Below are 26,872 nucleotides of genomic sequence, written 5' to 3'. Positions count from 1 at the left end.
AGACTAGCTGGTATAACAACACTTGAGCAAGCAAATGAATTTTTAAACTCCTACATAAAAAAATTCAATGCTAAATTTGCCTTACCAGTAGATAGTATCAAATCTGTATTTGAAAAGCAACCTAGTTTAGATAAAATTAACCTTACGTTAGCTATATTAGATTCTCGCAAAATTGATAGCGGTAGCTGTATTAAATATAAAACAAAATTCTATATTCCAACAAACAAAGATGGCATAGCTGTGCACTATCATAAAGGCACCTCCGGTATGGTTATTGAATCTTTTGATAAACAACTATATTTTTGTATAAATGATCAAGTATATGCTTTGGAATTAATACCAGACCATTTACCAGCTTCAAAGAACTTTGACTTTGTAAAAACACCAAAAGAGCCAAAGAAAAAGTATATTCCTCCAATGACACACCCTTGGAGACAATCTTCTTTTGAGAAACATTGTAAAATGCAGGCTCATCGCCTTAAAACCGATGTTGCGTAGCAATAAAAAAGCACCAGATTTTTCTGGTGCTAATAATTAAACTATTTTAGGACATTTTCAAAAACAGTTGACATAAAAAGGAAATTTATGAATATTTATATTTCTCTTTAATTTTAACCTTCTTGTATTTACTTTAAACAATGCATATAATTCTCTACTTCATTCCACTTAACCAAAAATGCTTGCCCCTTAGAACAAAAAATTGAAGTTGAAGTATATTCAATATCTGCCTCTTTATCATAAGTTGTTTTTTCCACAACTTCTTCTTGATTATGACAAATATCATATCCATCAAACATAAAACTCAATTTACCTTTTCCCTTAGTAAGAGAAATAAACTCTAAACTATAGTTCATAAATGTAGCTACAGGACCTCTGCCTTTTATTATAACTTTATTGTTATCTGTTTGTGGAACTTCAAAAACTCCACTTAACTTTTGTATATCTGATAATATTCTTCCCATACATTCTAATCTAGCTTCCATTTTAAAAGAATAATAAGGTTCTAATAGAATATTTTTAGTTTTCTCTAGTCCTTGCCTCAATGCTCTAAACGTAGCTTCTCTAAAATCTCCTCCACTCGTATGTTTATTATGTGCTCTTCCAGTCAAAAGAGTAATTTTTATATCAGTTAAAGGAGAACCTGTTAAAATTCCATGATGTTCCTTTTCAAAAACATGAGTCTTTACTAAATTTTGATTTCCAACTGTTAAATCATCCGTATGACATATACTCTTAAATACAATACCACTATTTCGATCACCGGATTCTAACTTAAGATGAACTTCTGAATAATGACCTAAAGGTTCAAAATGCCCATATCCTAATGATTCTTCTAAAATAGTTTCCTTATATAATACCTCACAAGGTCCAAAATCTATTAATAAACCGAATCTATCTTCTACTAAATTTTTCAAAACCTCTAATTGAATAACACCCATAATATGAACTTGAATTTCTTGAAGCTTTTCATCCCAAATTATATTTAGAGCAGGATCTTCTTCTTCTAAAATTTTAAAATTACCCAATATCTCTTTTACATTTAATGTTTTATCATAAATAACCTTTGATTTGAAAGTTGGAATCATATCATAAGTAACCTTTTCTCTTAAAATTCCGATTCCATCACCTATATTAGCAGAAGTTAGTCCTGTTACTGCAAAAACCTGTCCTGCTGAAATTTTATCTATAGCTATAAATTTGTCACCATTATATATTCTTATCTGGTTAACTTTCTCATAAAAATCATTTTCTCCAGCATCTAAACGTATCTCATCTTTTACCTTTAAACTGCCACTTAATGCTTTTATATAAGTTAATCTATTTCCTTGTTCATCATGGCGTATTTTGTATACTCGTCCACTAAATCCATCGTGCTCATTATATTCTGTATAAGTTAAAATATGTAAACTTTCTAAAAATTCTTTTATTCCAATATCTTGTAGTGCAGAACCACTAAAACAAGGAAAAAACTTATTTTCTTTAATAAGTTTTCTCATAAAATCTAACCATAAATCTTTTTCATATTCATTTTCTAAATATTTTTCAAAAAGCACTTCGTCTTGTTCTGCAATAAATTCTATAAGCCTTTTGCTAAATTCCTGATTATTTAATGATTCATCAATAAAACAAACTTCTTTAGTAAAATTAAGTCTTATCTCTTTTAATACCTCTTCTACATTAGCTCCAACTCTATCTGTTTTATTTATAAAAAACAAAGTAGGAACATTGTGTTTTCTTAAAAGCTGCCATACTGTTTCTGTATGTCCCTGTACCCCTTCAACTCCACTTATTATAATTACAGCATAGTCCATAATTTGGATTGCTCTTTCCATTTCAGAAGAAAAATCTATATGGCCTGGAGTATCTATTAAATAATAATTTGAATCTTTATATTCAAAAGTACCTTGCTCTGAAAATACTGTTATGCCTCTTTCTTTTTCAATTTTATGATTATCTAAAAAAGAACTTTTATGATCTACTCTTCCTCTACTTCTAATACTCTTTGTATGATACAACATCTGTTCAGCAAATGTAGTTTTACCTGCATCAACATGAGCTAATATTCCTATTGTCTTATTCATAATATACCTCATCCTGTTTTATGACATTTATTAAGAACCCAACTTTTACAGTTAAAAAGTAAAATCTACGATAAATATTCTATTGTATAAACCATTTCACAGAATAGAACATTTACCTTCACTTAAAACTAATTTTATTTTGCAAAAGTTAAATTAAGGGAAAATACATATCTCATATATAATAATATCAGAAAACGGAAATCATTTATAATATAAATTTATCTATAACTTCGGCGACACCGTTGTTGTCATTGTCAGCAGTTATGTACTTAGCCATAGATTTTAATTTATCTATAGCATTTCCCATAGCTACTCCAAGACCTGCATTTGCTATCATTTCTATGTCATTAGCTTGATCTCCAATACAAATAATCTCTTCTTTTTTTACTCCTAAATGATCAGCTAATATACTTACGCCGTATCCTTTGTTGCAATCCTTATCCATTATTTCTAATAATTTAGGATGTGTCTTTATAATATTATATTTATCAAAATATCTCTTAGGAATTTCTTTCATCATTTCATCCCTTATTTCTTCATCATGATAAAACAATACTTTTGTAATTTCTTCATTATCTTTTATTAAATTATAGTTAACTATTTTTACATCACTACCAACACATTCTTTTTCAAATTTAACAAGCTCGTTCTTCTCTGGTGAAATACAACTTTTATGTGTATAAGCCATAATCTGCATATCTGTTCTTAAACTTAAAGAATAGAGATCCTTTAAGTCACTCCCTTTTAATCCATTATAACTAATACACTCAAAATTATCCGTTCTATATATAGTTCCTCCATTATTAGCAATAATATATTCATTTTCTGCTCTTAATCCCATATCTTCTAAAAATCTATCTATCCCTTTAAGAGATCTTCCAGATGTAATTACAACTTTAACACCATTTTCTATTGCTTTTTTAATAGCATTCTTATTCTCTTTGGATATCTCTCCATTACTATTTAATAACGTTCCATCCATATCAATAGCTAATAACTTATACATCATACTCCTCCTATGTTTTAAATTGCTTTTAATCTTTATTAAATAATTAAATTTATTGAATTTAATTATTTAGAGTCATTGTTGAGATTATATAAAATCAATATTTTTAAAAACACCTAAATTTTATATTAGGCAAAAGGGGGTAATACTCCCCCTTTATTCTATATATAAAATATCACGCTAGGCATCACCCTATGACGCTAAATTATATAAAGCTATATATTTTTAATCACTATAATTAAATTTCATTCATTATCATTTGTTATTGTTTATTATTATTTTATAACATTTTAACTTTTTTTGCAATATATATTTTTATACTAAACAAAATTGATAAGCAAGAATAATTAAATATTTTTCTGTGTTAACTATGTATAAAAATGTTATAATACCTAATAGAGGATAATAATAAATGATAATTAAATTATATTTATATATTATTTAAAGCTATAATACACTGAAAGGCGGTGAATCTTAGTGAGAGTTTATCTTTTTAACTTTATTATTTAACTCTTTTCAAATCCACTACACCCTCTCACTAGAATTGATTTATGTTTATAGAAGAAAGATTAGAAGAAATTTTAAATATACTTAATGAAACTGGAAGAGTAAAAGTAAAAGAACTTAGCAAAAAATTTAATGTTTCTGAGGGGATGATAAGGAAAGATTTGCAAAAACTTGAAAAAACTCATCCTATAAAAAGAACTTATGGTGGAGCTATCTTAGATAGACAAATTAGTATTTGTACTCCTTTAAATACAAGATTAAACACAAACTTAACTGATAAAGAAATAATAGCTAAAAAAGCTTTTGATGTAATACAGAGTGGTGACACGATTTTTTTAGATGCCTCAAGTATAAATTTTTTATTAGCTAAATTAATATCTAATAGTACAAAAAATGTAACTTTAATAAGCAATATGCCTATAATTCCTACTCTTTTTAATAACAATGAAACAGCTACACTTATATGTATAGGTGGTGTATATGATAAAAATTCTGGTAGTTTACTTGGCTCTGAAGTAATCAAAAATATAAAAAAATATAAATTCAATAAATCTTTTATTGGAAGTTCCGGAGTAAACTTTGTAAATCATAAGGTAGGTACCATAAATTTGGAAGATGGCAATGTGAAAGAAACTATTCTATCTCATAGCAAAGAAGCTTTTTTAGTCATAGAAGATGCTAAATTTAATGTAGACAGCACCTATGCCTTTGCTGAATTAGAAGATTTTTATGGTATCATTACAAATTCTACCCTTGATACAAATATAGAAGAAAAATTAAAAGAATTAAGTATAGAACTTTTTTAAACATAAGAAAATCTTTAATATTATTCAATTATTTAAAACTCTAAATTGCTTTGTAAGCTTATATAAAATAAAATCCTATTAAAATCACTTTTAAAGTAGTTTTGATAGGATTTTATTAGATCATAGATATGATCTAATAAAATCTAATTTCTTTTGCAATAGATTTAACAATTAAAAGCATTGCCTTAAGCTACCAAAGAAAGTTTAAGAAAGTAAGTTTTTAACCATAGGATTGATTTTGGATCTATCAAATTTACCACTAACCTTTGGCATAATTTCTTTCATTATTTTTCCCATATCTTTTGCCGTATAACTTCCATTAGCTATAATTTCTTTTAACATATTAGTTACTTCTTCCTCACTTAGTTGCTCCGGAAGATATGGAGTTAAAACTTGGAGAGCAAAATTTCCCTCTGCTATTTTTTCTTCATCATTTGATTGCTTAGCATATTCTAAAGCTTCTCTTGTTTGCTTTATATTTTTTTCTATTATTTTTATAACACCTTCATCAGAAATATCTTCTCTTTCATTAACTTCAAAAGCTTTAATATCCGCACTTATTAATCTTAAGACACTTACTTTTGCCTTATCTCTTGCTTTCATTGCTGCTATTTCATCTTTTTTTAATAACTCTTTTAGCATAATTTGTAGTTAGTACACTTTAAATACTAACTATTCACCTCTCTTCTCTAAAATAATCTGCATGTTTAATTATACCAATATTCTATACAAAATCAAAATTTCTTAAACGCCGTAAATAATTGATCCTTTTCTATTTTAAAATAATCAAAACAAAATGCCCTTTAGTTAGACTTTTACTCTACAGGGTATTTTTTTAGCTCACATTTTGACCTATTTTTTATTTGCTTATCGTTAATCTTAATGCATCAATTGATGTCTTTACTCCTTCTAATGGTGTCATAGTCATATCCTCCATTTCAAGAGACACATAATCATTGTACCCCATCATACGGCAAACAGAGAAAAATTCTTTCCACCACTGCAAATCATGACCACATCCTACTGATACATAGTTCCATGAGCGATCTTTAAAACAATCAATTGTTTTTGTATCTAGTACTCCGTTTGACTGTACCATTCTTCGCTCCAATCTGGAATCTTTACCATGAATATGATATAATGCTTCTCCTAAAACCCTTACAGCTTCAATAGGATCTCCTCCCATCCAAAACATATGTCCTGGATCCATATTCATCCCTATCATATCTCCAACCTCTCTTCGAAGTCTCATTAGAGTCTCTGGGTTATATACAAGCTGATATCCATGATTTTCTAATGCAATACAGTCAATACCACAATTTTCTGCATCCTTTACTAGTTTACACCATGTAGGAATAGCTACCTCTTCCCACTGATATTTGAGTACATCTTGTGTTTCTGGAGGCCAACTTGTTGTAACCCATACAGGAGTACTGTCCCCCTTACATCCTGAAGGTAACCCACTCATCATAATAATTTTCTTAATCCCTAACATCTCAGCAAGCTGAAATGTTTTTTTAGTGATTTCCATGTCTTTTTTATATGCTAAAGGATTACCTGAACAATTAAGTGCGATAAGTTCAATATCTCTCTTTCTTAGCTCATCTATATATTTTTCTCTAGCTATTTTACTAGAAACAAGCTCCTCAAGATTTAAATGAGGCGCCTTTGACCAATTACCTGTTGGAATTTCTAAAGCATTAATTCCAAGACTTTTCACTGTATCTAACATCTCTTCAAAGGACATATATCCTAGTGAATCTGGTATATAAGATATCTTCATAGTTATTTTGCCCTCCCTTATTTATTATCTACAGTAGAATTATAGAATGTTGGTCTCTCAGGTATATTAATAGATACAATTGTTCCCTTTTCTCTTGCCTCAGTACAAGCATCTGCTGTAATACATGCAACATATCCATCCCAAGAAGTGGGACCTTTTACAATTCCTTTTTTTACAGAATTTATCCATTCTTGAAACTCAATGTCATATGCTTCAATAAATCTATCTGACCAATCTGGAAATATTTTATAAGAATTTGTACCCTTAGAACGCATTAATACGTTAGCTGGATCTGGTAAACGAACAGTACCAGTTTCTCCTACAACCTCACATTTCACATCATAACCATATTGACAATTAACAAAAGATTCTATATCTATACGAATACCACTATTTGTTTCTAATAATACAATCTGTGGATCATGTAAGCCTTCTTCTGCAAGCCTAGATCTCTTTGGCATTAATACCTGCGTAGTTTTATAATCCTCATCTAATAGCCAACGTAATACATCAATCTCATGAATGACAGAATTCTTAATACTCATTTCAGTAGTGTGTTTAGGACCTGGTATACGATTTCTATGGATACAATGAAGCATTAATGGTTCACCTATTTTCCCATTTTCAATAACTGATTTGATTTGCCTATACCCTCTATCAAATCTTCTCATAAAACCAACCTGTACTAATTGTCTTTCTCCTGCAATTTCAGCACCTACAATCTTTTTGCAATCTTCTGCTGAAGTAGCTAATGGCTTTTCGCACAATACAAATTTTTTAGCATTAATAGCTTCAATTACATATTTTGCATGAGTTTCATCCCAAGAAGCAATAACAATAGCATCTACTTCTGTTGCATTAATAACTTCTTCACCAGTTGAATAAAATTTTGCTCCATACTTGTCAGCAATTCTCCTAGCATTTTCTACATTTATATCTGATAATGCAACAACCTTTGCTCCAGTAATTACATCAGTAAGTCTTCGAATATGATCTTCTCCAATGGCTCCTGTACCAATTACACCTACACGTAAATCCACAATATTCCCCTCCTTAGATTTCATTACTATTCTCTTTACGTATTACAAATTTATATATAAATCATATAACATATTTATAATAGTAAATATAAGTATTTAGCTTTTTATAGAGTGAATAATATTGAGATTATTGTGATAATTTTTTTAAAAATGTACTATTCTGTTTTTACTTAAGATTATTCTTTTTTGTATAGCATTCTCTATATCGTTTTGGAGACATCCCCACATTTTTATTAAAAATCTTATTAAAATAACTAGAATTATCATATCCTACCATAGTAGCTATCATAGTAATAGAATATTTTGTTGTGATTAAAAGTGTTTGTGCCTCCCCAATCCTTCTACGCATAATATATTGGATAGGAGAATATCCTGTTGTTTCCTTGAACACATGACTCATATAGTCAGAGCTAATATTTAGCGATGTTGATATAGACGTAAGTGTAATTTGCTCATTGTAGTTTTGATCAATATATTTCTTAATACGTTCACCAAGTTTTTGTTTATTTTCCTTTTTTGTAGTAGTTGCTTGCTTGCACATTCTAAACAACATAGAAATCAATGCTTGTGTAAGGTAATGACAAACTTCTTCTGCACCTTCTTTTTCATAATAAAGCTCATCATAAATAGTTTCAAATATACTTTGAATAAGAATAAAATGATGCACTGATTTTAAAACAGGGCTTTCTTCGTTATTAATTAGGCAATTTGGAGGCAATCCAGTAAATTTAATCTTATCTATTCCAACACAATAACTTTTTATTCTTGCATTTGGATTAGATATCTCATCATGAATCACTCCGCTATTATATATTAGAATATCTCCCCTGCTTACTAAATATTTATTCTCACCTATAGTATAAGTTCCCTCTCCTTCACAAATAAACATAATTTCTAATCGATCATTGTGAACATGCATAACTCTTGGCAACACGCTATGTGTCTTTTCAGTTTTACAGGCATATAGCAATCTCAAACTAATATTCTCACTATAGCTAACCTTTTTATTATCTTTGACAAAACATTGAATCATCATTCAACACCTCCATTTTGCCAATTTTTTATATGATTATACATCTAAGTTATATATTAATATATAACAAAAAACCACATGTAAAAATACATATGGTTCCCTATTTAATAGAGTTGAAGTCTCCTCTTCAAAATCTCCAATAATATTCATAGTTCATAGTTCATAGTTCATAGTTCATAAACATGATTTTTAGCTTCAAATAGATTTTTTACTCCATCTAAAAGCTATACATTGTATAAAAACAAATAATAGACTTCTTGCTAACAATTCTTTTATCTGGTTGTGACACTTCAGCGGAGCGCCAATACTGTCCAACAACCGAAGGATCGATTTTAACTTGGCACAGTATTGGCAGTGGAGCGAATTGCGCGCAACCTGGTGATGTAAGCTATGCAAATCTCCACCTCGGCGCAACACCGAGGCATAAAGGCCAAGAAATCTATTATCTAATTTTAACTATATATTATATTATACCAGATTAAACCAATAAATTCAACATTTAATTATCCGTTATACTATATATTTTAAAACAAGATCTATTTATTTATTACTTCCATGGCATCATCAATAATATCTTTGTATCTTTCAGTATTAACACTTTTTATCCATGCTGTCATACCTGATATTTCATTTATTACTTTAGATGGCACATTTCCACTCATCTTCAATTTCTTTGCATTATAAATAGCTGCTCTTAATGTTTTTATCCATTTTTTTGGGACACCAATTTGCTCATTATTTATAACAATACCAGTAATACATTGACGATTATTTTTTCGTAAAAATCTAGTCTTATGCTTATTTATCTTAAATCCTTCTTCACTTACTATCTTTGAAATTAAGCCACAAAATCTTCCACTGTTTAGACTTACTATATCATCCACATTAACTTTCATAGAACGTTGCCCTTTAACATTAGCAATTAAAAGGGTATTTTTATCTGCTAAACTAAAGCTCATATCATCTGCATATCTTGTATAAACAAAACCAAATTTAGAAGATAGTCCACTTAATCTTTTGTCTAACTTAGTACAAAGAATGTTAGTAATCATAGGACTTGCAGGTGACCCTTGTGGTAAAATTCTATGGGATGTTTTAACATATTTTATTTTTCCTCTAACTTCTATAGGCATACGTTCACAATAAGTACAAATCATAGCTAATAATGATGCAATATACCCAGAGTATCCAAAAGATTTAAACATCCCCCTAACTCTTTCAAAAGTTATAGTAGGAAAGAAGTCTTCAAGATCCATATTAATTAACACTTCTGGCTGCTTAATATGAGCTGCTGCTCCTGAAACCACTGATTTCCCTTTTAAAAATCCATGTGCATGATTTGAAACAGGAAACTTTGATAAAATTTCCTCTAATATTCTCTTTTGTACAGTTTTCAATGTTGATTTTGGAGCTGCAATACTTCTAACTCCACCCTTCTTTTTAGGAATAGTATATCTATGATAATGATCAACAGAAACTACATCTCTATGGTAAATTAAAAATCTAAGTTTTTTATATTCAATACCTAAAAATTGTGCTAACTCTTTATCTGTTTTTATTATAGGTAGCTGTTGAGCTAATAATTTTTCATCGTTACTCTCCATATCACGAAGAAGTCCTGAATAGCCTTTTCCTATAAACACAATTTCATTAGCTTTTTTATTCTGCCATGCCTCTGAACGTCGCTGCTTTTCAAGTTCTCTTTGTTTTTTTCTTTCAGCACGTCTAGCAATAGATTCTTGCATAATTTTTTTAGATACATCTAATCTAATTTTTTCATAATCCCATGTTTCATCATATTCTTTTTTAAGTTTATATAATTCTCTATTAATATCACCTTTTTCTTTATACAGTTCCGCAATCTGGTCAATTACCTTTTGGTACTCTTTTAAAAGCTTTTGTCTTTTTCCATACTGCTCAGCTGTTTCACTATTTTGTCTTTCATAAGGTGTAGGTAAATCTTTTGGCCAAAATCCATATTCCTGCATTTTTAACAATGTAAATTCTTTTTTGCCCATATTGTTTACCATTTCTCTATAGTCTGCCTTTGTATTTTTCACAGTTTCATTATTATCCATCATAATAATATCTCCATAATATCATTCATTTTGTATTCTTTATCTGGTTTTAATTCCAATTTAAAAAACTTTGAAGAAATCAAATATAAGGCAAGAATATGTGAGCAAGGAGCTGAAATATTTCTTGGTCCTTTATTGAATTCTCTACATTTACATTTAACATTAGAAATTTGCCCATCTTCGTCTATCACTAATTCTGTTTCTGTTAAGTTATATTCTCGATCATAGTCTTCTGTACCACGAAATCTCCAATTTTTATATTTACTATTTGGCATCTTAAATGAATGTATGGCAACAAATTCATTGTCCTGCGTCATTTTTATCTTGAAATGTTCCATTCCCTCATCTAAGTGTTGCTGAACTTCTAATTCTATTGGAGTAGTCTCATATAGTTCTTTAGGAATAGGTGTATTGCATAATTTTCTAAATCTTATTGTGTTATTCACAGCATCGAAATATCCTTCACCACGCCTAAACAGCATACCTACTCCTGCCTTATTTGTGCTCTTAGAAGCCTCATTTAACTTCTCATAAATATTTTCCATGGATAAACATCTATGGTCTTTTAACAATTTATATACTTCATCATAATTTCCATCACCAACAAATCCACCTAAAATATTAAAAGCAGTTCCTTTTACCCAATCATTAGAGGACCATGATGAAAAACCTATCGTCATTTTCATTGTTCCTAAGTCAGCCGTTATGAATTGTGGCATTCCAAAACCAAGTAATCTAACTTTAAAAGACTTAGAAATTGGTATTATCTTCTCCATAACGAGCCAACGTCTTCTTCCCCACATCTTCTCTTCTCTCTTTTTTTCTCCAGTGTATATTGCTTTTAGTGTAAGTTCTTTTCCAAATGGTTCAAAAAGAATCTTTACTGGTTTGTCTGGTTCCAATATCCATTTCATATACCTAGGACTTTTCTTTGCTTTATTTCTTCTTAAAAATGAACATATATCATACATATCCACAGGTGATAATTCGATATCTATACCTCCAAGACTTGCTGCTGAAGAAACCTGATTAAATCCCTTTATCCAAGTTTCTGGTAACTCTATTTTCTTTTCCATATGTTCAGGCATAATTCCCGTATCTACTGTAAATCCGCCTGGATTCACGCTTAACTCTACATCTGTATAGGTACGAAATCTTTCCATTTCCTTAGCTAGTTTAGCTGAAAAATCTATATTTGTTGTTCCAAGTTGAGGATTTTGTAGAAGCTCAAATTCATCCATATCTACAGATAAACATCCATATGTAGATTCATCTAAAGAAAATGCTTCAAAAGATACCTGATCAGGATGTACTGTTATTACTGGGTCTAATACAAACCAAAGAGCATAATCTCTATCTTTTATAAATTTCCAAAAATCTTTTTCAATTTTATAATAATCCTTCCAGATATCATGATTATCAATCTCTTTTTTTAAAGTAGTTTTAATATCAACTAATTTTTTTATATCTATATCCTTTTGTGCCATTTCTTGTATGAATTCATTCATACTTTTTTGCAAATCTTCCCTTACTCCAGGTAAATATTGTTTATGATTAAGAACTCGTCTTTCAATTTCATCTTCAAGCCATGCAAAAAATTCAACTCTTTCTTTCTTTTTTTGACTCATATCTGAAACTACAATTTCTCGTAACATAAGCATTGCATCTCTAAAAATAAGAGGATGTTTTAGTTTACCTCTAAAAGATACTTTTTCATCCCTAGAAAGATCCGGACTAAGCCCTAAGACTGTCTGATCTCCTTGTTGCATACACATTGATGGACTTGCATATTGGTAATTAACTTTCAAGTTACATAACCTCCCCTCTAATTTTAGCTAACACAATTAGTGCACGTTCTGAATCCATAATGATATTGGAACCACCAATATCCAGTAACATATTTTCAACTTCTTCTAATTTATCTTTATGCTTATTTACAAACCTCGGAATGGTCTTATATACTCTTTCTTTGCTTTTAGAAATTCTATTAGGTAGTAATAATAAAGTTTTTATATAATACATAAAAATTTTCTCATTTCCATTACCTAAGTTATCAAGAATTTCATTTGTTTTATCTGAAATATAAGCTTTAACATCAGGAGAGGTATGCTCTAACATCTGAATAATAAATTCTTCTGGAATTAAGTCTCCATAAATTTCATTCAATTTTTCAAGTCCAAATGAATATGTTCTAAATACAGGAGAATCAATAATAATTCCGTGTAATTTCTTTTGTTTTTCTTGAGGCATATTATCAAAAATTTCTTCTACCTTTTTATTTAACACAGTTACTTCTGATTCAAGCATTATTAATAGAGTAGAAAATCTATTATTTAATTCTTCTGTATTTTGAGTAATAATACTAAACAACATTTTAATCATTTTAGATGTACCAGTCTCCAATATACTTATAATCTCAGAATCAGAAAGTAATTTTCTATTTTTAATTGATTCTAAAACAGAAATAACTTGTCTATTTCTAGATGAAATTGAACTTTTAGCAGGTTCTATAGTTATATCTTTAAGTAAAGATTCTAATTCCTCATATGAAAAAGCAAAAATTATTTCTTCAATAAATGTCTCCATCCACTCTGAAACCTTTTTTCCTTGAATTAACAGACTAATTAACTCTATCAACAAAGTAGTTTTTTCAATATTTGAAATATGTTTTATTTGATCTGTTGACATTGAAAGCATATTTCTAATATTTTCAGGAAGATTAATCTCCGCTTCTTTGAATTTATTTGCATTATTTATAATGTATCTTATAAACTCTACATATTGTTCTTTCTCTAATGAAAACAGATTTTGCTTAAATAAATCTTTCCATTTATCAATATTGTCCAAGAATAATAAATCTGCTGTATCTGAAGGAGAAAATAAACCTTGAGTCCTATTAAAAAACTCCATAGCAAGTTCCTGCATTTTTTTATCTGGACATCCAATTAAACTAATCATTAGTTCTGCTTCAAATGTATTTAGATTATTTAATTTATCTTCTAAAATATTCCTAAACATTTCAGCAAGAGGCTTATAAGGAACAAGTGTCAAATTAATCAATTGCTTATATGACATATTTTCTATAAATGCATCTCTATTTGGAGAATCTTTTAAAATGTAATAACATGCTTTTACAATTTGATTAACCTTTGACTTAATAGCAATATCTACTACAACATCTAAATGGTTGTCCCATATTTCTTTCATAAATTCATATCGCCCTTCAAGCCTCATTAATTGGTCATTACTCATCCAAATTTCTCTTTCATACCAATTATCCCATCCAACAGGTGGCTTTTCCTTAAAATCATAATATAAATAATATTTTATAAACTCATTAAATTGGAAGTTTCCATGGAATTTGCATACATAATCATGTTCTGTATAACTAGTCAAAAGCTGTTTCATTGCTTCCATAAATTTATCTGGATCACTCTCAGCATAAGAGTTAATTATTCTTCTTATATATCTATGAAAATATTTTAATTGTTTAGTTCTAGCACTACCTTTAAAATAATAAGTTAATCGTGGTGCATCCAAATAATATGCTATTTTTCCAATAACATCAGCTAGTCCGTAAATTTCGGATTCTTGTATTGTATTTTTAAAGTCTATAAGTTTTAAGATTCTACCATCTGTGTATTTTCCTTCTTTATAACGTTTTGGAGCTTCATATTCAACATACTTACCTTGCTCATAATCATATGTTCCGTAATAATCCATAAGGAATCCAGATACAGCATACTTTCTATAAGCTGAACCTTCAATTATTTTATCTGATGGAATATCCTTACCATTAATTTTAATAATATTTAAATCCATATCTGATAACGACTTACGTATCCACTCTATCCTGTCTGCTTTTAATTTTTTATCCAATGCATTCAAATATATATTTGCACATCTCTTTACACCTTTTATGTAATTATCCTCTGCCCACTTTATTTTAGATTCTATCAAAGTTTTTGCTTCTTCAATTAATATTGGATTATTTCTTCTTGCCAATTCTAAAAATAACCCTGATATTAATTCAGTGCTTCCTATGTTTAAAAGTAGATTATATACTTCTTTTGGCGGATTCATATTTAATAATTCATTTAATCTTTTTCTTCTAATATAAAGATTGTCATAACTCATCATGTCATTAATAATTTCATAGTACTTAGTAAATTGTTCATTTAATTTTAAAACTTCATTTGGATTTTTTGCTAATCTGAAATCAGAAAACTTAATGCCCTGTTTCTCTATTTTTTCCACATATTCTTCATGGGATTGTGAAACAAAATAAGGAAAAACAACTTGATCTTCTGGTTCCAAATTTTTAAATTCTTTAACCAAATATTTTTTATCTACATTCCAATACCAGTCATACTTTATACCTTTTTTAAAATACATTTCTGGTGAATTATCCTTATTTCTATTGTATCCATATCCACTTTCCTCTATAATTTTTATAGCTTGAAAAGAAGGTAAATGCCCTTCCTGACCTTTAAAAATAGCATAGCTTGTATACTTAACATCATCTTCCAGTATATTGTCTATAGACTCTCTCCCGCTCTCAATATTTTTAAACTCATGTTTTCCATAGAAAATTACAAAACTAGGGTTATCATCGCCATCCCATCCCCATAAAACTATCTTTCTTAGTGGGTTATATTCCTTTTTCCATATTTTTTTTGGTATCTTAGAATTTTGAAATGAAACCTCTTGATTAACTTCTTTTTTATCTGACTCTAAATTTTTACTGCTATCTTTTTCTTCTGATTTTACTAAAGATGAAATCGCCTTGAAAAAGTTATTTTTTATAAACTTTGACATAATAGTAAACCACCTTAATCTTTTAATTTGGCTCTGTTTTAAAAGAATATTGCTTTGCTCTTTTAAAACTTCCTTTATCATTTCTAGCTAAAACTATATTTTAAAATCTCTATATAACTTTGTTAACATATTTAATTTAAATATCTTGGATGTATATATCTATTATTAAATACGACTATTAGCTACATAACTTTATATATAATGTTCTTTATTGGAATTAAAAATTTTTTGTTACATTATATCATAAGTTTTCATATTAAAACAATAAATTCCTAAATCATATGATATTGTGAATTATTTTACTATACTCTGCCTAACTAAAAATACTTTAGAATAAACTAAGGAATTTGCATAATTCTATAAATATAAAACTTGCATTACGTATTTGAATTTTTTAATTATGCAATTTTCTCAATTTTATAAACTAAACTTTTTATAATAAATTTATATATAAAAAAGATGGTTGTCTCAAAACAGAAAAATAACACAATATATTGATTAATTTTCAGATTAATCAATACATTGTGTCTAAAATTCATTTTGAGACAACCTTCTTTACTACAGTTTTACAGTGTACTTACATACTTAAAATTAATCCTCGCATGAAGATTCGTCGATCTCAGATATATTCTTAATAATTACATTTTCTATATCTCTTATAATCTCATCTTCTTTACTTCCATACCCAATATTAGATAAGCAGCCATCAAAAACTACTCTATCTTTAATAAAAATCCTATACTGAAATTCCTTCATTTCCTCATTATCCTTCAATCTAATAAGTGGAATTTGTTTACTCATTCTATTCTCTATCAAACTTCTCATAGATTTGATTCTATCTATTACTGTTCCATTTTGATTAGGGTCTACCATAGGAACAATACCAGTACCAAATTCAACAGTTATAATACTATTTTTCATATAAATCATCCCTTCATTTTTCTTATTAATATAAATTTGTTCCCTTAATAAATTGCAAATATTTATGTTCTCTATACCTATTTCTTTACTAATTTTAATAACAGAATTTAAAATATCTTTAAAATTAGTAAGTTGTTCTATGCTCTCATTTATTTCTTTTAATTTTTGTAAAAAAATTTTCATCATTTTTTCATTATCTTTATACGTTAATAAAACACTAATCTCTTGTAGGGAAAATTGCATATTGCGAAAAAGTAAAATTTGTTCTAATTTTTTCATATTATATTGATCATACATCCTATAATTAGACTCTTTATTCCTTATGCTCTTTAATAATCCCACCTCTTCATAATACCTTAAGGTTCTTGCAGATATATTATATTTTTTAGAAGCTTCACTAATCTTTATCAATTTATTCAATACCTTCTCCTCCATTAAAGGATTCCATCTTACGTTATATTATTTAAATTTATTTTAGAAGTACTTCAAACTAATTATAAATCTTTACGCAACGGAAATGTCAATACTATACATAATAAAAAAATGTCCTTAAAGTAGAAATTGCTTTCTATTTTAAGGACATTTCTTTATCATTTCAATGTTTCTTTTACACTAGGTTCAGTTTTAGTTTGAGCATTTGCAACAATCTTTGAGGTATCCTCACTAGATTGAACTTTAATTTCACTATTTGTAGCAACCTTTGAGGTATCCCTGCTATGTTCCTCCACAGTAGTTGAATCAACTTTCATATCCATAACACTATTTTCTTTAATAATTTTATCAGTGACAACTTTTTTAGTGTCAGCTTTTTTAACATTATCCATTTGTTTTTTGTATTCCTTTATACCTCTCTCAATCAACTTTTTGCTTTGTGCTGATTTTTTAATCTCAGAAGAAGTATATCTTAATGCTCTTTGTGCTACCTCCATATCACCTTTAGCTTCAGCCTGTCTATACACTGAGTATGCAACTTTTCCAATTTTTTGATGAGATGAAGCTGAAGTAATTCCAATCATAACATTTTTATTTATTACCTGAGGATTTTCTTTACTTTCTTCTGCTGCTTTTTGTTCTTCAATTTCTTTATCTTTTTCATTTTCAACTTTTGGTTTTTCGGTTGATTTTTCAAGCTTTTCCTTAGCTAACTGTGCTTCAACTTCTTCAAGTTTTTCTTGAAGTTCTTTAATTGAATTTTCCTTACTTTCTTTAGAAGATTTACTTTCCTCAATCTTTTTCATTTGTTCTTGCAACTGAAATTTTTGTTTTTCTAAAGGACTCATCCCTTTTCCTGAATGATTATTGTACTTTAGTCCTGTTCCCATAGAATTAAAAATCATATTTGATGTTGCGCCTATTTTCACATATATACCTCCCTTTTGTGTTAATAAATATAAATGTGTATCTATTAATATCTTCGGAACATATAAAATAAAAATAATCTTATTGTTGTGAATAGACTTTTATTTGTAGTGAATAGAACACTATAAAACTTGAAGCATAATACTTAGTTCAAACATATTTTCACTATTTTCAATATAAGTAGTTCCAAAATACTTATCCGCAATACTTTGAATATTCAAAAGCCCTAATCCGTGATTTATATCATCCTCCTTATCTGTACTCATATGATTTTTATGTATATAGCCTTGCATACTATTTTTTATTTCAAATACCATAAATGACTTATTGAATGTACTTGTTATATGTATATATTTTTTTATACTTTCGTCTGTAATTTTTTCACAAGCCTCTATTGCATTATCTAAGGCATTACCAAGTATTACACATAAATCAAAAGGGTCCATTTTTATTCCATTAAGCATTTTTACATTACACTTAAAATCTATATTTTTATCTATGCTTATATTATATTTTTCACTTATAACAGCATCTGCAAATGGATTCCCAGTGTTTACCTTTAAATTAAGCTTTTCAAATGACTCAGTTATCTTTTTTATGTACTGTTCTGTACTTTTTATATCACCATTAGCAATTAAATTTTTAATACAAATCAGATGATTATTTATGTCATGCTTGAATGCCCTGGTATTCTTAAATTGTATCTGCAAATCTTTATAATGTCTGGCTTGTATATTAAATTGATGTGCTAATAATGCTTCTTTCTGGCGCAAAGCATTTTCTTTAATAAGCTTGTCTAAAATTGTTACCGTAAGCACTGCACAAATTAAAGCCATACATGCAAGTCCCATCATTTTTAAGTTATTAAACAAGGAAATATCCACAACATTACTATTTTTGTAATAAAAATTAAAATATTCACTTAATAAAACTACTATAAACACATTAGGAACAACAAAAAATAACATATATTTAAAATCTTTAATCCCATTATCAATGCAATAGTTTTTTAATATAAAATTAAGTATTAAGATGTAAATTAATTGTGAAGTAATTAAAAATAAGTAGTTTACAATATCTCTTATCTGTTGTGTCTGAACAGGTGAGTTTAATATAACAATATAATCTGATATGTAAATTACAGTTACTGTTATATACTGTATAAGTTCATTAAAACAATTATAAATTATAGTAACTATAAGCTTCTTGAGACATGTCCCCTTACAGAATATTAAAGAAAGAACAAAAATATATACCGTCGTAGGTATCCATTGATAAACGCTTTCTATATTAAGTTCCTTTACAATTAAAAAAGGAATATTACCTGTTATCAGCATTGTTATAATTACATATTGGGGCTTGATCCTAAATCCCAAAAACCTTTTAATTACTATATATGGTATGTAAATATTTAGTATACAGGAAACTACAAATAGCATTTTTTCAATTATACTAAAGACGGTCACGTTTTATATTGCACCTCCCTTTATATACTTTAGAAAAGCCTTGGAAAATTCATCATATTTGCTTTTTGACAGTCCTATTCTCGTATTATCATCTAGAATTATTTCTGTTTTATTAAATTTCTTTACATATTTAAGGTTTACTATATAACTTCTGTGACACCTAAAAAAGCTCTCTTTAGGAACCTTGTCCTCTACATTTGCAATCTTATCATAATACTGTATTACTTCTCTTTGAGTATGTATATCTATAACTCTATTCTGTATCTCAAAAAAACTTACATTATCTAATAGTACTTTTATTGTACTTTTTCCTCTGTTTATTACAATACATTGCTCATTACTTGTTGTATGAGTAAGTTCTTTTAAAATTCTATTAATAATTTCTAATATTTTTTCTTCATCTACAGGTTTTATAAGATAATGAAATGCAGATACATCAAAGGCTTCAAAAACATATTCCTCAAAAGCTGTTATAAAAATAATCTTTGTATCATTATTATTTTTTCTGATGTTTTTAGCTATATCTATTCCAGAAAGCTTCCTCATTTTTATATCTAAAAACACAATATCAAAATATGAACCATAAGAAATCAATTGCTCTCCACTACTAAATTCTTCAATATCGTAGTGATAATCACAATAATTATTTTCTAAAACCTTTTTAATCTTCTTTACGGCATCCAATCTCTGAATTACTTCATCATCACAAACTGCAATCTTAAGCATAAGAATCTTCCTTTCTGCTCAATTATAATTTATTTTTTCAAAATTACTTAAAATTCTTATCCAATACAAATTTTTTAAACATAGCAAACACATCTTTTATATATCCTCATGTTTTTATTCGGAACCTATACACAATATTATATATTATACATTTTATATTTGTATCTATTGTTCTAAGTAATAACTGCTATTTTCTATAATACTTTATTTGTTTACACAATTGCCACTGTGTTGCCACAATCAGTTTTTATAATAAAAGTATCCAAAAATTGATCTATACTTTAATATTTATAAACCAATTATTATTGAATATAACTATAGTACAATTAAAATTTTTAAGTGTAAAAATAAAATTTATTTATATGTAAAGGAAGGTACATTAATGAAAAAACATAGTCTTTTTCGTAAAACAACTACCTATTTACTTTCAATTGGTATGTCTATATTTATACTTATGGGTTGTGAAAGCAATGCCAATAATACATCTCAAGCCAATGGTAAAAATCCTGAAGGTAATAGACCATCGCAAGAACAAATGAAAGAAAGAATCCAAGACAGTATTCAACCTCTAATAACAGCAGGAACTATAACACAGGAACAAGCAGATAAAATTATAGCAGCATACTCAACACGTCCTGCTAGAAGTCAGCAGAATAAAACACAGGATAAGCAACAAAATGACCAACAAGATAATCAACAAAGTAATCAACAAAGTAATCAACAAAGTAATAATGAGAATTCTAGCCAAGATAATAATGAAACCTCTAATCAAAATAGACAAAGATTTAATCCATTAAGTGACTTAGTAACTAATGGTGTTATTACACAAGCTCAAGCCGATGCTGTTACAGAAAAAATAAGAGGAAATTCTCCACGTAAAAACGATGGACAAAATTCTCAAAATAATAATACCCAATCCTCTAATTAGATGGTCTACATACTTTTAAAATAGCCCCCAATATTAATATTATAAATAAAAATAAGTTGTCTCAAAATAAAATTTTGAGACAACTTATTTCTCTATTTTACAAATTCAATTAAATCTTTTCCAAGCTTATTAATACGTGCTAACGAATATACATCATATCCTTTTTCATCTAACATCTTACGTCCAGGTTGAAATGATTTTTCAATAATGATTCCGATTCCAGCAACTTTAGCTCCTGCCCCTTCAACTAAACGTACAGCTCCTAATGCAGCTTCACCATTTGCTAAAAAGTCATCTATCACTAATATATTGTCTTCTTCCGTAATATATTTTTTAGATAATGTTAATTCATAATCTGATCCTTTTGTAAATGAATGTACAGTTGTTTGATAAACATCCCCAGTTAGAATTTTTGATGTTTGTTTTTTTAGTGTTACCATTGGCAAATTCATTTGCATCGCAGTCATAACAGCTGGAGCAATTCCTGAACTTTCAATTGTAAATATCTTTGTAATTCCATGTTTTTCAAAATATTTTTTAAAATAAGTTCCCATTTCGTACATCAAGTCTGGATCTACTTGATGATTTAAAAATGAATCAACCTTTAGCACAGTTTCAGATAATGCTCGTCCTTCTTCTAAAATACATTTTTTTAATTTTTCCACTTATATCACCTCATAAAATTCCTTATTCTTCTTTTAATAGTACATTTAATAATAATGCTACAATTGTTCCTGTTGAAATACCTGATGAAAAGATCATTTTTACAGCCTCTGGTAATTGAGATATAAACTCTGGACGAAATGTAACTCCTAACCCCAACCCAATTGATGTAGCAATTATTAATATATTACGATTATTCAACTTTACACGACTTAAAGTTTGAATCCCAGCCGCAGCTACTGTTCCAAACATAACAATTCCTACTCCACCAAGAACTGGCTGTGGCATTATATTAATTAATGCCGCAAATTTAGGGAATAATCCTAAAATAACTAATAATATTCCAGCCATCATTGTTACATAACGGCTAGCCACTTTTGTTAGTGGAATTAAGCCTATATTTTGACTAAATGACGTATTAGGTAATGCCCCTAAAACACCTGCTAATAAACTTCCTATTCCATCGGAGAAAACTCCTGCTCCAATACGTTTCTCATCTGATTCAATCTCAGAAACTTCATTAATAGCTTTAAGACATCCAACTGTCCCAATAATAGTAACAAAATATGCCGGAATGAATGGTAATAAAACTTTTAAGTTAAAATCTATGCCATAGCTCCAAATTTTAGGGAATGATAACCAACTAGCTTGACCTACTGATGAAAAACTAATCATTCCTAGTGGAATACAAACCATATATCCAACAACCATACCAATTAAAATTGAAGCACTACTCACTAATCCTTTTCCATAATGATTTAGAAGTAATGTAATAGTCATTATAAATAAAGCAACGCCAATATTTTTTAAACTACCATAATTAGATGCTCCCACACCACCAGCAGCCCAATCTATTGATACTGGTAATAATGTCAGACCAATTAAACATACAACTGTTCCTGTCACAATAGGTGGGAATAACTTCATTAAAGGTTTAACAAAAAAACTTAGAATAATTACTATAACTGCCCCTAAAATTGTTGCTCCAAAAATTCCTGATAATCCAAATTTTGCTCCAACAGCAATTGCAGGTGCAACAAACGTAAAATCGGTTCCCATGATACACGCTACACGTGCTCCAATAGGTCCAATTCCCTTCGATTGAATAAAAGTAGCAACTCCTGCTGCTAAAATAGCACTACTTATCAAAGCTGTTGATGTTTTGGCATCAAGCCCTAATGCTGCTGAAATAACTATTGGAACAACAATTATCCCACCAAAAGCCGCAAAAATATGCTGCAATCCTAACAGAATTTGCATTAATATTTGTGGTTTATCATCAACACCATACATTAATTCAATATCTTTTTCATTTGTTTTGGTTTTTACTGCTTCCATTCCCACTCTCCTCAATATTTTAAATACTTATAATCATACCTAGAGCATCGTAAGACAAAAAATAAAAACACCTCAATTTAAGTTGAGGTGTTGAGTTTATAATGAATAAATATATCATATACCCATTCACTAAAACCCAATACCTCGTAGTCTGCTAATTTTGGGTTAGCAGGTAGAAACTTCCGGACCATATTACCGATGATATACGAGTCTTTGGTATGATATATGACATTATAACACATTTTTCGTATTATTAATCATTAAATTTTATTTTCTATATATTTACATTAAACATTTTCATCCTAAATATTTTATATTCACTATCTTATATCACAAGATATTTAGCATAATTATAATATTAGATCCATTATTTTTACAATTTTCCTTAGTGCTATCTATTAGAAGAAAGTTCATTTAAACTATTACTTAGTTTTTTAATATCCTCTACAGATAAAGTCATTGAACTAATCTTTTCACCTTGTTCCTTAATCATTCCCTCAATCTCTTCCGTAGAAGCTGAATGTTCTTCAGTAATACTTCCTATTCCCTCAAGTTCTGTTTTTATAGGCACAAAGTTTTCTACTACATTTTCAATAAATATATTTTCTTCTCCTAAATATTTATTCATTTTTTCGAAGTACCCCTCAATTTTGTTAAAAGAATTATAAACGTTATTAACGACTTTAATTCCATCTTCTGCAGCTATATTCCCATCAGAAACTGTTATGACTGCATCCTTAGTAATAACATTAATTTCAGTGATAATTTCATAAATACTTTTTACTATTTCACTGCTTTGCTCTGCTAATTTCTTAACTTCTTCTGCAACTATTGAAAATCCCTTGCCATGTTCACCTGCTCTAGCAGCTTCAATACTTGCATTTAATGCTAATAAATTAGTTTGAGCTGAAATTTTATAGATACTATTAATTTCAGAATTTATTTTATCAATACTTTCTTTTAATTTATTAACTGTGTCTAATGATACTTCCACAGCTCCTTTTATTGTTTTCATGGTACTACTCATAGAGTTTATTTTTTCAGCTTCATCAACAACATTCTCTTGCATTTCATTTGCCATTATAGATATTTCATTAGACATGTTAGTGACTTTTTCCAATGAAAAATTTGACTTATCTATTCTTAAATTTATATCTGATATATTCTTCACTATTTCTTGAACCGCAATATTTATTTGAGACATAGTACTATTTATATCACTGCTAGTGGCATTAACAAGTGTAATGTCTTGAAAAACTTCTTCTATATTGTTATCTAAATTATTAGTACTATTTTTAATGTTTAATAGAAGTAAATCTAATTTTTCAACTAATTCTCCACTTTCTATTGATTTATTATTTGCTGATTCAATTAGTTTTCCTCCCCAATTAGTAAGACAATAAATTAAAATTATAATACCATTTAATATTACAAAAAGATTCAACATATTTGAATATGAAAAATCATTACTTAAAATACTTCGAGGATTAACAAAAAATAAAATAACAACACATATATCTAAAAGTACAGCATTTATAACTAGCAACTCTTTTCTAAAATATAAAGTTGCACATATGATTCCTGCAACAAAAACTAATATGTCAGAAGCAATAGTTTTTGGACTAAAATTTTCTAATAGAAAATATCCAAAGTTTGAAAATATTATGACTGAACTAAATGTTATTGCTTTTATCGTATCCTTTATTGGTAAAAAATATATTACTGTTGAAACTATAGCTACTATTATAAATGGCAATAAGTCATCCATATTTACTTTAAAATTAACCATTCCCATACTAGTTATAGTCATGAGTAAACATATTCCAATTATAGTTATGTAATTTACTTTGTGTATTTTTTTTACGTTAAAAGTCCAATTTTTCTCCATTTTTCGCACCTCTTTTAATCTGAAATCAAGTTTAGTTTAAGTATTCATTATAAATATCGGCATTAATTATTATAATCTTAACCTAAACTTACCACAAATTATATATACTGAGATATTAAACTATTAATAAATACATATACGAATAGATTAATAAACAAGATGACTCCTATCTAATTCTGGAATCATCTTGTTTATTTAAACTATCATCTTTATCTAATTTTTCTTAATAAAAATATATTTTATTATTTCTAAATCCTTGTACATATTTATCTTCACTTTAACTAAATGTTTATCTTATGCATCATAAAATTTATTTTGATTATTTTTTCTCGCAATATATGGCATAATTAAACCTAGTCCAAGTAGCACAAATGGCGTTACAATGTTAACCACTAGCTGAAATAAATCTTTAGAATACATTCCACCTATACATGCAAAAGCTGTAAATGCAAAACACCATGATCCTAATACAATACCTAACGTCCTATTTTTTACAAAATGATATTGTGAATTAAATTTGTCTCCAGCTTTTTTAAGCGCAACATATGCAGCGAATACCCACAAATAACGAAGAGGCATACATACAGCATTTAATTTTACTAACCATTTAACTAATTCATCTACATTTCCAATACCAAAAGCTGGTACAATAATTAAAATAGAAACAATAACCAAAATAAGTTTATGCCCATTTATATAAGCTCCATATTTATTCTTTACAAATAATTTTTCAGGAATAAAACTTCTATCTGCACTACCAAGTAACATACGTAAAGGTGCATCAATAGATACAATTAATACTGCGAACTGTCCAATAAGATTTGTAATTGCATATATAATTACAAATAAATTACCCAAATGATAATATCCACCTAACTTTTGGAATGCATAATATGCACCATTTGTCATTAAATCTTTAGGAATATTATTTGAATCAAACATCATTCCAAGTGAAACAGTACCTAAAATTGCACATACAGCAACCATACCCGCTAACGCAATCATTCCTTTTGAAAATCCTCTTTCAGGATCTTTCATTTCATTAACATAAGGCGATATCTTTTCACAACCACCAACAGCAAAAACTAAAATAGATAGATTAGTTAGGAACTTCAAATCAAATGTCGGCATAAATGTTTTAAAAGACCAATCTATAGAATTTAGTTTTGCACTAGTAATTGCAGGTGCTGACATCATTAAAATAATAAATAAAATGGACATTATGAACATAGATGTGCCTGCAATTGCTGCCAATTTTTTTAAAGGATTTAATCCTTTTGATGCAATATAAAGTGCCACTAAAAAAATTATTAAACAGCATAACTGTAGTATTTTTGTGTTCATTTGACTAATTCTTTTGTCTTGAAAAATAGCCCAGCTTGTTGCAATCATAAACCCTGAAGGTTTCTGTGAAATATAAGGCATATGAACTACCCAATATGTCCATCCAGCATAGTAAGCAACCTTAGGACCTATAGTTTCATTAATCCATGAACTGACTCCTCCTCCAAAATCTTTAAATGCAGAACCCAACTCACCTACCATTAAAGCATAAGGTACAAAATAAATAGTAAAAATTATAATCCAAGATACAATTGCTTTAAGTCCATTGTACTCTGAGAAGCCATTGATAACGTTTCCAAACCCCCATACGGATGAAAATGCCATAAACGCTAAGGTATACCAAAGAATTTTTTTATCTTTTTTTTCTGACATAAATCTTTACTCCTAACTTATTATATTTAATGCTACTAGATTGTTAAACAATTTACATTGGTAAAATAATTTTGTATTTACAATGCTAAATACAGATCATCATTTTACTTGTAAATTATAGGACAATCTACTTACATTAAAATAATACATTATTTTTTCATAATTGTACATATTTGGGATAAAATTTATAATTACAATATCTCTACAATAATTT

19 protein-coding genes, 1 pseudogene and 1 riboswitch are annotated in these 26,872 nt (G+C 28.3%); of the genes and pseudogenes, 3 read left to right on the top strand and 17 right to left on the bottom strand.

From position 1 onward, the window contains the following. Window positions 1-498, top strand: a pseudogene (locus OW729_RS10410) (ISNCY family transposase); the annotation flags it as partial. Window positions 499-626: 128 nt separating this feature from the next. On the opposite strand, the gene OW729_RS10405 reads toward OW729_RS10410, so the two are convergent. Both OW729_RS10405 and OW729_RS10400 read right to left on the bottom strand, forming a co-directional pair. Further along, window positions 627-2,582: a GTP-binding protein gene (locus OW729_RS10405; RefSeq protein WP_268061439.1), complete on the bottom strand. Its 1,956-nt coding sequence runs from the start codon at window positions 2,580-2,582 to the stop codon at window positions 627-629. 205 nt (window positions 2,583-2,787) lie between these two features. Then, entirely contained in the window at window positions 2,788-3,588 is an 801-nt protein-coding gene (locus OW729_RS10400; RefSeq protein ID WP_268061438.1) for a Cof-type HAD-IIB family hydrolase, read from the bottom strand. A gap of 551 nt (window positions 3,589-4,139) precedes the next feature. On the opposite strand from OW729_RS10400, the gene OW729_RS10395 reads away from it, so the two are divergent. Further along, complete coding sequence (locus OW729_RS10395; protein ID WP_268061437.1) at window positions 4,140-4,901, top strand: DeoR/GlpR family DNA-binding transcription regulator; 762 nt, start codon at window positions 4,140-4,142, stop codon at window positions 4,899-4,901. Window positions 4,902-5,105: 204 nt separating this feature from the next. Here OW729_RS10395 and OW729_RS10390 read toward each other — a convergent pair whose 3' ends face one another. From OW729_RS10390 to OW729_RS10340, 11 genes are all read right to left on the bottom strand, one after another. Beyond that, window positions 5,106-5,543, bottom strand: a complete 438-nt coding sequence (locus tag OW729_RS10390) for a GatB/YqeY domain-containing protein (protein WP_268061436.1) — start codon at window positions 5,541-5,543, stop codon at window positions 5,106-5,108. 217 nt (window positions 5,544-5,760) lie between these two features. Continuing rightward, on the bottom strand, window positions 5,761-6,684 hold the full coding sequence (locus OW729_RS10385) for a sugar phosphate isomerase/epimerase family protein (protein ID WP_268061435.1): 924 nt from the start codon (window positions 6,682-6,684) through the stop codon (window positions 5,761-5,763). Window positions 6,685-6,701: 17 nt separating this feature from the next. Beyond that, window positions 6,702-7,724 carry a Gfo/Idh/MocA family oxidoreductase gene (locus tag OW729_RS10380; protein WP_268061434.1) on the bottom strand — a complete coding sequence of 341 codons (1,023 nt, stop codon included), beginning with the start codon at window positions 7,722-7,724 and terminating at the stop codon, window positions 6,702-6,704. A gap of 166 nt (window positions 7,725-7,890) precedes the next feature. Continuing rightward, complete coding sequence (locus OW729_RS10375) at window positions 7,891-8,760, bottom strand: AraC family transcriptional regulator (protein WP_268061433.1); 870 nt, start codon at window positions 8,758-8,760, stop codon at window positions 7,891-7,893. Between the two features lie 533 nt (window positions 8,761-9,293). Then, entirely contained in the window at window positions 9,294-10,838 is a 1,545-nt protein-coding gene (locus tag OW729_RS10370) for a reverse transcriptase family protein (protein WP_268061432.1), read from the bottom strand. Beyond that, a complete protein-coding gene (locus OW729_RS10365; RefSeq protein WP_268061431.1) occupies window positions 10,835-12,643 on the bottom strand; it encodes a hypothetical protein in 1,809 nt (602 codons plus the stop codon). Before OW729_RS10365 ends, OW729_RS10370 begins: the two co-directional genes overlap by 4 nt. Window position 12,644: 1 nt before the next feature. Next, a complete protein-coding gene (locus tag OW729_RS10360) occupies window positions 12,645-15,653 on the bottom strand; it encodes a hypothetical protein (RefSeq protein ID WP_268061430.1) in 3,009 nt (1,002 codons plus the stop codon). A 591-nt stretch (window positions 15,654-16,244) separates the two neighbouring features. Beyond that, window positions 16,245-16,994 carry a helix-turn-helix domain-containing protein gene (locus OW729_RS10355; RefSeq protein ID WP_268061429.1) on the bottom strand — a complete coding sequence of 250 codons (750 nt, stop codon included), beginning with the start codon at window positions 16,992-16,994 and terminating at the stop codon, window positions 16,245-16,247. Between the two features lie 170 nt (window positions 16,995-17,164). Next, window positions 17,165-17,935, bottom strand: a complete 771-nt coding sequence (locus OW729_RS10350) for a FlxA-like family protein (protein WP_268061428.1) — start codon at window positions 17,933-17,935, stop codon at window positions 17,165-17,167. Window positions 17,936-18,055: 120 nt separating this feature from the next. Then, window positions 18,056-19,399, bottom strand: coding sequence for a sensor histidine kinase (locus OW729_RS10345; protein ID WP_268061427.1), 1,344 nt, complete (start codon window positions 19,397-19,399; stop codon window positions 18,056-18,058). A 3-nt stretch (window positions 19,400-19,402) separates the two neighbouring features. Next, window positions 19,403-20,125, bottom strand: coding sequence for a LytR/AlgR family response regulator transcription factor (locus OW729_RS10340; protein WP_268061426.1), 723 nt, complete (start codon window positions 20,123-20,125; stop codon window positions 19,403-19,405). 436 nt (window positions 20,126-20,561) lie between these two features. On the opposite strand from OW729_RS10340, the gene OW729_RS10335 reads away from it, so the two are divergent. Beyond that, window positions 20,562-21,053 (top strand): hypothetical protein, encoded by a 492-nt coding sequence (locus tag OW729_RS10335; RefSeq protein WP_268061425.1) that lies wholly within the window; start codon window positions 20,562-20,564, stop codon window positions 21,051-21,053. 92 nt (window positions 21,054-21,145) lie between these two features. On the opposite strand, the gene OW729_RS10330 is transcribed toward OW729_RS10335, so the two are convergent. From OW729_RS10330 to OW729_RS10315, 4 genes are all read right to left on the bottom strand, one after another. Continuing rightward, window positions 21,146-21,718 (bottom strand): xanthine phosphoribosyltransferase, encoded by a 573-nt coding sequence (locus tag OW729_RS10330; protein WP_268061424.1) that lies wholly within the window; start codon window positions 21,716-21,718, stop codon window positions 21,146-21,148. 22 nt (window positions 21,719-21,740) lie between these two features. Beyond that, on the bottom strand, window positions 21,741-23,054 hold the full coding sequence (locus tag OW729_RS10325; protein ID WP_268061423.1) for a nucleobase:cation symporter-2 family protein: 1,314 nt from the start codon (window positions 23,052-23,054) through the stop codon (window positions 21,741-21,743). A gap of 127 nt (window positions 23,055-23,181) precedes the next feature. Then, window positions 23,182-23,283: riboswitch (purine riboswitch) on the bottom strand. A 162-nt stretch (window positions 23,284-23,445) separates the two neighbouring features. Continuing rightward, window positions 23,446-24,942 carry a methyl-accepting chemotaxis protein gene (locus OW729_RS10320; protein WP_268061422.1) on the bottom strand — a complete coding sequence of 499 codons (1,497 nt, stop codon included), beginning with the start codon at window positions 24,940-24,942 and terminating at the stop codon, window positions 23,446-23,448. Window positions 24,943-25,236: 294 nt separating this feature from the next. Further along, window positions 25,237-26,658 carry an APC family permease gene (locus OW729_RS10315; protein ID WP_268061421.1) on the bottom strand — a complete coding sequence of 474 codons (1,422 nt, stop codon included), beginning with the start codon at window positions 26,656-26,658 and terminating at the stop codon, window positions 25,237-25,239. Window positions 26,659-26,872: the final 214 nt, after the last annotated feature.

Source organism: Clostridium brassicae, from assembly GCF_026738875.1.
Lineage (GTDB): Bacteria > Bacillota > Clostridia > Clostridiales > Clostridiaceae > Clostridium_H > Clostridium_H brassicae.
This window is presented reverse-complemented; position numbering and strand designations above follow the sequence as displayed.